13 protein-coding genes and 1 pseudogene are annotated in these 10,578 nt (G+C 58.0%); 5 read left to right on the forward strand and 9 right to left on the reverse strand.

Going from position 1 to position 10,578, the window contains the following annotated elements; translation table 11 throughout:
• Positions 1-151: 151 nt before the first annotated feature.
• On the reverse strand, positions 152-1,801 hold the full coding sequence (locus JYP46_RS14400) for a hypothetical protein (protein WP_206548454.1): 1,650 nt from the start codon (positions 1,799-1,801) through the stop codon (positions 152-154).
• A gap of 468 nt (positions 1,802-2,269) precedes the next feature.
• Between JYP46_RS14400 and JYP46_RS14405 the strand changes: the two genes are divergently transcribed.
• Positions 2,270-3,418, forward strand: coding sequence for a porin (locus JYP46_RS14405; protein WP_206548455.1), 1,149 nt, complete (start codon positions 2,270-2,272; stop codon positions 3,416-3,418).
• Between the two features lie 86 nt (positions 3,419-3,504).
• On the opposite strand, the gene JYP46_RS22315 is transcribed toward JYP46_RS14405, so the two are convergent.
• Both JYP46_RS22315 and JYP46_RS14415 read right to left on the reverse strand, forming a co-directional pair.
• A complete protein-coding gene (locus tag JYP46_RS22315; protein ID WP_419248077.1) occupies positions 3,505-3,834 on the reverse strand; it encodes a transposase in 330 nt (109 codons plus the stop codon).
• 78 nt (positions 3,835-3,912) lie between these two features.
• Positions 3,913-4,209, reverse strand: a complete 297-nt coding sequence (locus JYP46_RS14415) for a hypothetical protein (protein WP_206548477.1) — start codon at positions 4,207-4,209, stop codon at positions 3,913-3,915.
• Between JYP46_RS14415 and JYP46_RS14420 the strand changes: the two are divergent.
• Positions 4,187-4,312, forward strand: a pseudogene (locus tag JYP46_RS14420) (IS3 family transposase); the annotation flags it as partial. The gene JYP46_RS14415 and the pseudogene JYP46_RS14420 sit on opposite strands and share 23 nt — an antisense overlap.
• 29 nt (positions 4,313-4,341) lie before the next feature.
• Here JYP46_RS14420 and JYP46_RS14425 read toward each other — a convergent pair.
• A protein-coding gene (locus JYP46_RS14425) for an IS3 family transposase (RefSeq protein WP_206548475.1) occupies positions 4,342-5,567 on the reverse strand; the annotation gives its coding sequence in 2 pieces (ribosomal slippage) (positions 4,342-5,225 and positions 5,225-5,567; 1,227 coding nt in all).
• A 440-nt stretch (positions 5,568-6,007) separates the two neighbouring features.
• On the opposite strand from JYP46_RS14425, the gene JYP46_RS14430 reads away from it, so the two are divergent.
• On the forward strand, positions 6,008-6,763 hold the full coding sequence (locus JYP46_RS14430) for an NYN domain-containing protein (protein ID WP_206548457.1): 756 nt from the start codon (positions 6,008-6,010) through the stop codon (positions 6,761-6,763).
• 761 nt (positions 6,764-7,524) lie between these two features.
• Positions 7,525-8,505 carry a hypothetical protein gene (locus JYP46_RS14435; protein ID WP_206548458.1) on the forward strand — a complete coding sequence of 327 codons (981 nt, stop codon included), beginning with the start codon at positions 7,525-7,527 and terminating at the stop codon, positions 8,503-8,505.
• A gap of 73 nt (positions 8,506-8,578) precedes the next feature.
• Here JYP46_RS14435 and JYP46_RS14440 read toward each other — a convergent pair whose 3' ends face one another.
• Genes JYP46_RS14440 through JYP46_RS14460 form a run of 5 tightly spaced genes read right to left on the reverse strand, consistent with a single transcriptional unit; the run spans position 8,579 to position 10,320 of the window.
• Positions 8,579-8,953, reverse strand: a complete 375-nt coding sequence (locus JYP46_RS14440; protein ID WP_222474131.1) for a hypothetical protein — start codon at positions 8,951-8,953, stop codon at positions 8,579-8,581.
• A complete protein-coding gene (locus JYP46_RS14445; protein ID WP_206548459.1) occupies positions 8,946-9,113 on the reverse strand; it encodes a hypothetical protein in 168 nt (55 codons plus the stop codon). The genes JYP46_RS14440 and JYP46_RS14445 overlap by 8 nt, the downstream gene beginning before the upstream one ends.
• 31 nt (positions 9,114-9,144) lie before the next feature.
• Entirely contained in the window at positions 9,145-9,600 is a 456-nt protein-coding gene (locus JYP46_RS14450) for a hypothetical protein (protein WP_206548460.1), read from the reverse strand.
• Positions 9,600-10,109 carry a lysozyme gene (locus JYP46_RS14455; RefSeq protein WP_206546043.1) on the reverse strand — a complete coding sequence of 170 codons (510 nt, stop codon included), beginning with the start codon at positions 10,107-10,109 and terminating at the stop codon, positions 9,600-9,602. The genes JYP46_RS14450 and JYP46_RS14455 overlap by 1 nt, the downstream gene beginning before the upstream one ends.
• Positions 10,102-10,320: a DUF7940 domain-containing protein gene (locus JYP46_RS14460; RefSeq protein ID WP_206546042.1), complete on the reverse strand. Its 219-nt coding sequence runs from the start codon at positions 10,318-10,320 to the stop codon at positions 10,102-10,104. Before JYP46_RS14460 ends, JYP46_RS14455 begins: the two co-directional genes overlap by 8 nt.
• Positions 10,321-10,349: 29 nt before the next feature.
• On the opposite strand from JYP46_RS14460, the gene JYP46_RS14465 reads away from it, so the two are divergent.
• Positions 10,350-10,578 (forward strand): hypothetical protein (locus JYP46_RS14465; RefSeq protein WP_206548461.1); only part of this gene is annotated, 229 nt, incomplete at its 3' end.

Below are 10,578 nucleotides of genomic sequence, written 5' to 3' on the forward strand. Positions count from 1 at the left end.
TCATAGATCCGCGGCACGCACCGGAACCTGATAAATCATCGAAACCGCAAGCCTACAGCCCCTAGGGACGTTTCACAAAACATCATAAGTGCCAGATAATTCTAAATGCGGGTCTGCCATGAACGCGCGCACCGCACTAGGTTGACGAAGCTCACTCTCTTTGAGCAGGCTCCGAAACATGCCCAATGCCGTAATTGGCGAGTGACTTCTGGTCATCCTTGGGCGAGCCTGCGCCCTTGGATTGTTCGCCGTGCGATTGCTTCGATCCAAAATTGCCGCAACCCGGCTTGACGCCAGTGATACGCGAACAGTTCAGACCGGGGACATCATAGCCAAGTCCGGAACCGGACCGGTGCCCCCTATTATTCTCAAACCACTCCTTGAACTTGTCTTCTACGGCGAGTCGGTCTCCCTTCTTCCGACCGCGCACCACCGTTATCAAATGCCCCCCTTTTGCCGCGGTAATCGCTGCAGTCGCTTCTTCGCGCCAGAACCGGTCACCACAACCACGACAAGCCAGCACACCTCCCGAAGTCCCACACGGGGTTAACTTGTACCCACAACCCGGGCACAAGTTTCGCGCAGCAAAAGACGAGACTGTAAGATGGGGTTGCCCGCCCTGAATTGGAGCGTGCCCGAGCATACTGACCCTGTAGGCAACTCTTTTTTCTAGGGCCGTATACTGCGATCGCTGCAATACGCGACGACGCCACGACTGATGTGGGCTCCCCTTAACCCTCATCAATCCGGACACGTCTTCAAAAACCACCCTAGCACTAAACTGACGCGCAATGTCAGCAAGCATATTTGCGGCTTTGTGGGTCTCTTCCTGAGCTACTGCTGAACGGGCTCTGGAGCGGTACCGCCGCCCCTTCCGCTGTGAGGCCTTCTGATGAGACTCCTCCTTCTTTTGGAGAGAGAGCAATTTATGGCCGTCCACACGCCCGCTTGCCAACGGTCTCCCGTGCTGATCAGTCACTGTCCACGCAACGAGTGGATCGATACCTCGATGAACCCCCAAGAAATTAGGTGTATCGACAGCTGGCACTTCAAATTTGAAGGTAGCCGCGATATAAAAATCATCTCCATTCTGAATCAGACGCATCATCTGGAGCATGCCGCCGCGAAGAAACTTGTCTCTTTGCCAGGCCCCAAACTCCAACGGCAGAAGAATTCCAGTGCGAAAAGAACCGCGCACCTCGACACCGGTCCTAATATCGATCAACCCATCCAGCGTAACAGCCCGGCCGCGACGCGCACCACGCGGAAGCAGATTTATAAAGACAAACAAGCGTCCCTTGTCATCTGAGAGCATGAGCCCTCCGTCGGTCGCTCGGTTTCTATAAACCGATAATGGCCGCAAAGACCCTGCCCGCTGTTGGCGCAGCAGGGCATTTCGCGCCTGAACCTCTTCCTGCAAATCGGGAGCATCAACCAGCGCATCTAACGCCGCATCATGATCCACAGAGCTCTCACGAATACGCCGTGCGCGAGGATACACCCCAGCAACACCCTCATGATGGGCAGCCAGATATCCATCGACCTGAGCAATCGCCTCAAGCACCACCGAATGTTTCGCGCCAGACCCAAGGGGCATTGGCTTAACGTACTGTGACATCCGTTGCTGCAGTTCCCGCAACGCCTTACGTCGCTCAGAAGCTGGCAGCTGCACAGCCGCTTCAGCGTCATCCGAGAACTTGTTTAGCAACTTATCGAAAGCCAGATGAGAACGACGCATGGAATCGATCAGTACCTGTCGCTTTCGCAGCGACGGGGCCTTCACCTTCAGCTTAGTCGTCAAGTATGTCACGACAGTACGCTCGTTAGACGCGGGGGGCTGAGAAGAGACGATCTCTTGAAAAGCTGCTGACATTCGAACCCATCATAGCGGGACACCGCTCAACCCGAACGCGCCGCCCAGCCAGGAGCTCCGCAGGAAATGGAACCGTTGACTGGGGGCGCATCTCGACTGGAGGTCGAGATACCCAATAAAACAGAACCGTACGCAGCGGTCTAGAACGTTTCGGCCTCCGAAAGCGGTCAATTCGTAAACAATAGATTAACGCCAGCGGCGCATGTGTAGCATTTTTGCCACGCCTCCATCACATCCCCACCCAAGCGCCGTCAATTTGGGCTCCTGGCGCTTGCCTTAGACCAACAGGGGATGATTAATGCCTCCGGAAAGAGGGGTGAATCACACGTCTTTTCACGGGGTCTGGATTACAGGCTCTTCACTTTCGTATGTAAGCTTGACTTTGGAGGTCAGAACATGAAACTCAAGAGCCTTCTCATCGGCTCCGCAGCTCTTGCAGCTGCTGCCACCGGCGCAAAAGCAGCCGACCCGATTGTCATCCCCGAGCCGGAGCCGATGGAATACGTTCGCGTTTGCGACGTCTACGGCGCAGGCTTCTTCTACATCCCGGGCACCGAGACCTGCCTGAAGATCGGCGGCATGGTCCGCTACCAGATCAACTGGGACGAGGGCGACGACGGCTGGCGCAAGTACGCTCGCGGTGAGCTCAACATCGACGCTCGCTCCGAGACCGAATACGGCACACTCGGTGGTTTCATCAAGCTGCGCGCAACCAGCAACAACACTGGCTACTCGGATCCGCTTGGTGCGACGCCATGGGCCACGAACGCCGGTCCGCTGCCAGCTCCTGGTGTAAATGACGGCGATGCACTCTCGCTCGGCGTTGGCTCTTCCGTTGGCCTGCAGCAGGCAATCATCTCGCTCGGCGGCCTCTCCATGGGTCTCTCCGACACGCTGTACGACGCATCCATCTCGGGTGAGTTCGACAACGGCGGTGGTGATCGCGTTCACTTCATCAACTACACCTTCGCAGCAGGCAACGGCTTCACTGCCACGCTCGCTCTCGAAGAAGCTGACAGCAACTACGACTACACGCCGAACTTCGTCGGTAAGGTTGGCGTTGCTCAGGGTTGGGGCACGGCAGACTTCTACGCTGCTTACGATGCAACGGCAGAAGAGTTCGCTCTTAAGGGTATCGTTAAGGCTGACCTGACCGAGCGCATGTTCGCAGAGGCCATGGCGATCTACGAAAGCGGCATCAACTTCTACTCGACCGACCCCTTCGACCTGAGAGGTCTCGGCGTGCCGTCCACGATTCGCTTCGGCTCGCAGTGGTCGATCGGCGGCCTCGTTGGCTACAAGTTCACCCCGAAGCTGAAAGCTTCGATCGGTGCACAGTACTACGACAAGGTTGGTCATGATGCTCCGGCCGCCATGTGGGGTAGCGACGTTGATATTCTGAACGCTGGTCTGACCGTCGATTACGAGATCGTTGAGAACTTCGACGCGAAGCTTGCAGTCAACTACACCAATGTTGACGCACCCACAGCAGCAAGACTGGATGATCACTGGAGCGGCTTCATCCGTTTCCAGCGGAACTTCTAATCAGAAGCTACCGGCTTTTGGGAAAGGCCCGGCATTTGCCGGGCCTTTTTTTCATTTGGCAGAACGTAGTTGGCAGAATACCCTCGTCAGCCGGAGCCAATGAGACGAATTGGGGAGAACAGGAACCTGAGGGTTTGCTGCGAGGGCTGCGATATAGAGAGCTTCCGCACTTGTCGCCTCCCATTCCATATTCGCCTGTCACCTTTCCATGTTCCGCTTTCGCGAGCATGAAGCGAGAGTCCAGCCAGGGATGCGATGCGTCTTCGGTTGAGCATACCGAGCTCGGGTAACTCTCCGAGTAATGTAGCCAGCACGGTGGGACCAATGCCTGGAACAGCTTTCAGCAGTCGGGCCTGTTCAGTCAGTTCCGGAGTGTCTGCAATTGTCTGCGCGATCTGGCTGTCGAGCTTATCGATCCTCGATTAAGGATGGCGATCATGCTGTCGATGCCGCGTAGCTGTTCGCTCTGATCGGCGCTGTGACGTCGAAGTTTTTCAGCCTGGCGGGTTTCGACCAACTGTTTTGCGTCGTCTCAGAAAATCGGCAAAGCGTTGCTTTTCCGGCTTTGGAGGCGTGGTGATAGTCAAAGGCAGGCGCTGCCCCATCAGGGCCAGCACTCTTGCATCGACGCGATATGTCTTGGCGAGGACGCCCAACGCGCGTGCGAACTCCCTTGCCTGCCTTGGATTGACGCGGGCATAGTTGATATCCATGAGAATTCTATCGCATCCGCTGGTCGCCTCGAAAACGAGGACAGCGGTGGGGTCTATGACAAGCAAGACGACGAACAAGTTTTCTCCTGAAGTCCTTGCCCGCGCCGTTCGTATGGTGACGGAGCATGAAGCTGAACATCCTGCGCGGTGGGCGGCAGTATCTTCCATAGCGGCTGAGGTCGATGGTCTTGCCCCCGTTTCGCCGGACACTCAGGCGGTTGCGATTTGAGCGGCAATGAACTCGCGGGGCGAGCGCATTTTCAGCCCTGAGTGCGGGTGGTTGTCATTGTAATCCTCGATCCAGTTTTCGATCAATCCAAGAACTGTCGGGGCGGTGGGCAGTGGAGTCACCTGGACGTAGTCGCGTTTCAGCGTCTTCACGAAAGCCTCCGAGATGCCGTTGCTTTGCGGGCTCTGGACCGGCGTGAAGCAAGGCTTCAGTCCCAGCTGGCGAGCAAAGATCTGCGTGTCCTTCGCGATATAAGGTGAGCCGTTGTCGGACAGCATCTCGATGACGGATGGGGCGCGGTAAGCGCCGAAGCGACGCTCGACGGCCTCCAGCATGATATCGCGAATATCGGAACCGCTGATCCCGGCATTCGCCACAGCGCGCCAGGCGATGATTTCACGGTCATGGGCATCGATAATGAAGGCACTGCGGATGATATCGCCGTTCCAGCAGGTAAACTCGAAGCCATCGCTGCACCAGCGCAGGTTCGAACGCATGACGATCACCTTGCCGTCGTGAACATGCTCGGGACGTTCCGTGTATTTCCGCGTCAGAAGCAGGTTATGGGTCTGCATGATCCGATAGACCCGCTTGTGATTGACCAGTGCCAGGCCCTCCGAGCGCAGCTGGCGGTTCAGGAGCGCGGCGATCCGCCGGTATCCGTAGGTCGGCCGCGCTGCCACGAGCGCGGTGATCAGCGGCACCACCGCCGCGTCTTGCGCTTTGTGATAGCGCCGCCGCGGCTTCGCGCCTCCCTTCAGGCGATCATGAAGATTTGAGCGGGAGACACCGAGGGTCTTGGCCACCACGCTCATTGGGAACCGTCCTTCGGCTGCGACTGCGCAAGCCACGTCAGTTTTTTTGAGCGCGACTTGTCGAGCGCCTCCTTCAGAATTTCGACCTCGAGCGTCTTGCGCCCGAGCTGGCGCTCCAACTCGCGGATGCGCTCTTCCATCTGTCGGACAGCGCGATTGCTTGTGACGTCATCGTCTCCAGACACGGCCACGGCCCCTCCCTCCAGCATCAGACGCCGCCAACGATACAGCAGGTTCGGTGCCACGCCATTGCGGCGCGCCACGACCGAGATGCTGGCGTTCTCCTCCAGCGTCTCCTCGACGATCCGTAGCTTCTCAGATGAAGTCCAGCGGCGTCGGCGACCGCCATCGGTGATGATCTCATAGTCAGACATAAGCACGTGCTTAGGGATATCCCTAAGCCTCCATGGTCATGCCCGAGTGTCCGGTCGAAAAAGGGGCCAGTTCAGTCGACTGCTCGGCGCATACGCTCAATGAATGGGTGAAGAAGGCCGAGGTGGACAGCGGCGAGCGCAACCGCTGAAAGCGGCCACCTGCGTGGGTGCTCATGCCAAACAGGAAAACCCCAGGAAAAGTCCTTATGACGGGTGGCTACGCCGTTCGCTGGCAGCCGGGATGTCGCTCTAAATGGTGCCAGTAACGACTGGGTTCACTCAGGCTTGACAGCCGCCGGTTAGTTCTAGGGAGATTGTCCACATGAAGATTGTACCTGAGTGTGGCCTCTTCCAGCTCTAAACGGCACTGTCCGAACTACGCAAATGCTCGCCCACCGCAGCAGAAAGATGTTCATGGTAGGCTACCTGGATAGGCGCACTCGAAAGGTTTCTCAGTAATGGTCATAGAAGCACGCTCTCCACGTCTCGCTGTACTTATTGATGCCGACAATGCTTCAGCCAAGATTGTGGACGGCCTTTTCGACGAGATAGCGAAGATCGGAGAGGCAAGCGTCAGACGCATCTACGGCGACTTTTCCAATTCAAGATCGAAGGCGTGGATCGAAGTCTTGGCCCGCCATGCGATCATTCCACAACAGCAGTTTGCTTATACCACCGGCAAGAACGCCTCTGATATAACACTCGTTATCGATGCGATGGACCTCTTGCATAGCGGACGCTTTGACGGATTCTGCCTAGTTTCGTCCGATAGCGACTTCACCCGCCTCGCTTCTCGCATTCGCGAACAGGGGGTCGATGTTTTCGGATTTGGGGAGCAAAAGACACCGGAGAGTTTCCGGCAGGCTTGTCGGCGCTTCACCTATACCGAGAATTTGCTCCCCGATGCCCCTGCCAACGTGGAATCCACTGGAGACGGGGCCAAGCCGCTTCAACCACCGAGCGCGGCAACACCCATCATCCGACGAGTTCTCGACCAGATGGAGACCGAAGACGGCTGGGCTCCTCTCGGAGCAGTGGGAACGCAACTTGCCAATCTGTCGTCGGATTTCGATCCGCGCAATTTTGGGTTCCGCAAGCTCAGCGACCTCGTTCGCAAGACCACTGCGTTTGAAATCGAACACCCGGATGGACGGCCTGTCCGCATCCGGGAAAAACGCACAATGAAGAGAACCGCGACAAAGAAGAAATCCTAGCCAGCCGCTCTATTGACGCTTCCCGGCTGACCTACGCGACCGATGGAGGAGCCAATAAACTTGCTTTGAGTAGGATAGAGCGGTTACTCGGCACGCGCCCAAACAGGCATGCCTAGAGCAATTGCGGCGCACGCATAGCCGATATGTGCCGGTGCCCCTTCTCGCCTATACTTCGCAACTGTCGCGCGATTGATTTGTAGAACCTTGGCAGCGCGACGCTCACTAAAACCTACGTGCGATAACCAGGCATCGAAATCTGCCGCGCGCATCGCAAGAGTGCGCGGGCTTCCGCTTCGCGCCAAATTGCGATTTTCTTTTCTCGCGTCAAATGCGACAACGTTCAAATCCTCCCCCCCCAACAATCCCCTCTGGCGCGAAGCCCATGCAGAACAATCCGTGTTGGATTTGCACAAACTACGACTTTAGGTCAACTCAGCACACAGATGATCCCGAAAATTGAGACAGTGTGACCGAATTTTCGCGCGGCTCAGGGGCCACAACGCCCCTGATTTTCAAACACCTAAAACGCACGAAGTTGAGCTGAAAAGCACCACAATCTATCATTGAAACTTCAACGTTTCCCCGACTGAACGAACGGGGCAGCCTATCTGCATAACTGTTAGAGCCCTCCAGCACGATTACTTTCAGCGGGCATGAGCTGCCGTAGCCGCCGAACACGGCCCGATACAGCGCACCTTCTGCCGCTAAGGGCCCCTTTAGCTCAACACTCCATGCCGAAATACTCTTAAGGGAGCATGTTCATGAATTTCGAGAAGCCTGATCGTAAGGCAAGGCTGGCACAGCTTGGCTTTCTTGTTAGGCATACGTTCAGCATCGTCGGACGCAACCGCGCGCTGCTGTCGCCGCTCATCGCAATGTGGGTCTACGCGACCGCAATGGTCGCTATGTTCTTTACCGGTTTCCTTATGATTGCTTACGGCAGCGCTGGGAGCAGCTGGTTTCTGTTCGGCGGCGTGGTGATGTTCATCTACAAGTTCTTTTTCTACAATCGCGCCGAACTGACTCTGAGCCGTCTCACTTTTGACACTGCGACCGGCGGCTCCCCCACGCAGCGCGATGCGCGGCGTTTGCTTTCAGGCCTCGGACCGCAGGTGCGCAGGCTCGCACTACTCGACATGGCCGCCGCTTGGATCGCCAGCCGGAAAGATAAACAGGGCGGGTTAATGGCGCTTCTGCTCGGCGGGATCGGTGAGGTTTGGGATCTGGTCAATCATTTTTTGCTACCGGCTGTCGCTGTGGACCGACTTGGTTTGCAAGACGGGGTGGCGCGACTGAAGCGACTGAAGGATCATGTGCCCGAAGCTCTTATCGGTGTCTTCGGTATTGATATCATGGGCGGAGTGGTTGGCACCTTGATGGCGCCCCTGTATGTGTTCGGAGGCTTGGCGGCAATTGCTTGCGGCCTTCTCGTTGGAGAAAGACTTCCTGCCGCTTTTTCGGCAGGCCCCCTTTATGCTTTGTCCCCGGACATTCCGAACATCGGCCCATTCGGGCCGGAGACCGTCTTCAACTGGCTACCGGTCTTCATGACCGCGTTTCTCGGCTTCATTTTACATGGTCTACTGGCACGCGTAGTGACGGCAATAAAGGTTGTTTATTTCACTTTGTTCTACAGCCGCATTTGGCACGCAGCGGCTCTGGATCCCGACATGCGCGTAGAACTCGAAGGTTATCTGGACCTGAATGAGCAAGAAGTAGCAACCGCTGACGCTACAACGTGACAAAGAGGCGGTGAACTGCGGTTCATTCAACACCAATGTATGTCAGCTAAACAGCCATGCCTGTGGAGATGTACTACTGAGGCTCGCGCCCACGCTGCGCCGCTTCGAGCCGTTGCAGGATCTCGCGTGTAACCCGCATGTCTGCGGCCAGCCCGTTCAGCGTGCCTTCGACGGCGCGCATTGCTGCGGCCGCGTCGCTCGCCTGCTTTTCAACATTGCCAAGACGCAGCTCATGATTGTCGAGGCGACGTGCATCCGCCTCCAGTTTCGTCAGCCTGCGATCCAGCCGCTCGATGTTCAGGGAGTTCACCTGCCGGCCGGACTGCAGTTCCTTGAGCGTCCAGCCCCAGGCCACCAGTCCAGAGGCAAACCCGATCAGCACGGCAATGGTGTTGATGTTCCATTCCCAGCGGAACTTCGGACGATGCATCGGCTTTTCCTCACTCACGCCCCTGCTCCTCAATCGCGTTGACTGCCTCGGTGAGCGCAGCCTTGCTACGCCCACATTCCCCCAGATTGCGGCGGTCTACCGCCCAGAGCCGCGCCGCCTCCGCAGCGCCAAGCGCCCGATCCGGCAGGCGGACCACGGGCCTGCATGGCACTTTCATGCTCTCGGGCACCCTTGCCAGCTCACCCCGCTCAGCGACCGATATCGTCGAGTTGGTCGCGCACGCTCCGACCAATAAAGGGGCGCACAACGCAAGCATCACGTGAGGCTTCCGCATCGGCCTTCTCCTGTTCTGTGATGGCTTCTTCCAGTGACCGGATGCGTTCGGCATCCTGATCGCGCGCTTCGAGATACTCGCGCTCAATAGCCCTGATGGCGGTTTCGGTGGCGCGCCGCTCCTCGGCCATTCTGGCCAGCAGTTGCCGCTGCGCCTCTTCCCAGCGCGCCCTCTCCTGCTCCATGCCGGACCGCCGCACCCGGTCCACCCGCCCATCCACGACCCCCTCAAGCCCGGGGCCGACCACTGGCAGAAGCCGAAGCGGACCGAGCGGCAGGCCTTCGTAGAAGAGGACGGTTGCGGCGATGGCGACAGCCGCAACGAAGGGCGGCGATGCAAGCACCCGATATCCGCCGAGCAGTGCGAACATCACTCAAGCCCCGCAAGGCAAAGCTCCAGCTCGCCTATCCGCTGCCGGTCGCCATATTGGCGCCGCCGCTTGAGTCCTTCCACCACCTTGCCGCCGGCCCGGTTGAACCAGGCCATGGCGTGGCACGAACCAACAAGGTCGCCGCGCCGTGCGCGCTTTGCTGCCGTCGACCGGCAAACGGCTGAGACACCGACATTGTAGGAAAGGTCGAGCGCAGCCGCCTGCCAGCTCAGCGGCTTGTCGTCGAACCCCGCAATGCACTTCTGCAGGGGCCGGTGATAATCCCGCTCCATTCGCTCGTAGAGCTTTGCGCTGCATTCCTCGTCGGTCATCACCATGCCGGGCGTGACGCCTTTGGTCTCGCCCGCACAGATCGTCCAGACCTGCCCGAGACGATCCCAATAGGCGCGGTTTTCCATCCCCTCCCAGGGCAACGTCAGATAGGTCACGGTAAGGGCGATCAGCCCCAGACCGGATGCAAGAGCTGACCGTGCGCGGCGACTAGCCATCGGAAATCTCCTTTTGTGCGATGATGCGTGCGATGAATGCGGCGGCCACGGTCACGAACGACAGCGCGGCAAAGATGCCGGCGGGGATCGGCAGGAAGCGCTCGATCAATGGAAGCGCGACTTCCGCCCCGGATAGGGCAGCCGCGAGCGCGATAAAGCGGATGCTCCACGCATAGCGAAGCACCGCCTTCCAGTTGGGTAGAAGGCACATGGACTCTTGCTCTGTGAGTTGGATACGGGTTGTCAGACCTGGCCGTCACCGGATCTGGACAACGGGGAGAATTACGTGATCACACCAATGGTGCGATCACTGCATTTTGCTGCCTTGGATTGCTGGCGAGCGAGATGATTGAGAACGGCGGTGGAAAACTAGACCACGGTAGCGGCTGGATTGTCCTGCTGCGGGCGGCTGAAAAGTCGTCCACTTTTTCCCTTTTCTGCTTGGCGCAGGGAGGGACGAGGGATCTAC

Origin of the sequence: Nitratireductor aquimarinus (assembly GCF_017255295.1) — a bacterium.
GTDB lineage: Bacteria > Pseudomonadota > Alphaproteobacteria > Rhizobiales > Rhizobiaceae > Nitratireductor > Nitratireductor aquimarinus.

What these genes read in the sequence shown, in the direction of transcription:
- JYP46_RS14405 (WP_206548455.1), top strand. Translation starts at nt 2,270, where the DNA reads ATGAAACTCAAGAGCCTTCTCATCGGCTCCGCAGCTCTTGCAGCTGCT.
- JYP46_RS14430 (WP_206548457.1), top strand. Translation starts at nt 6,008, where the DNA reads ATGGTCATAGAAGCACGCTCTCCACGTCTCGCTGTACTTATTGATGCC.
- JYP46_RS14445 (WP_206548459.1), bottom strand. Translation starts at nt 9,113, where the DNA reads ATGAAAGTGCCATGCAGGCCCGTGGTCCGCCTGCCGGATCGGGCGCTT.
- JYP46_RS14450 (WP_206548460.1), bottom strand. Translation starts at nt 9,600, where the DNA reads ATGTTCGCACTGCTCGGCGGATATCGGGTGCTTGCATCGCCGCCCTTC.
- JYP46_RS14455 (WP_206546043.1), bottom strand. Translation starts at nt 10,109, where the DNA reads ATGGCTAGTCGCCGCGCACGGTCAGCTCTTGCATCCGGTCTGGGGCTG.
- JYP46_RS14435 (WP_206548458.1), top strand. Translation starts at nt 7,525, where the DNA reads ATGAATTTCGAGAAGCCTGATCGTAAGGCAAGGCTGGCACAGCTTGGC.
- JYP46_RS14460 (WP_206546042.1), bottom strand. Translation starts at nt 10,320, where the DNA reads ATGTGCCTTCTACCCAACTGGAAGGCGGTGCTTCGCTATGCGTGGAGC.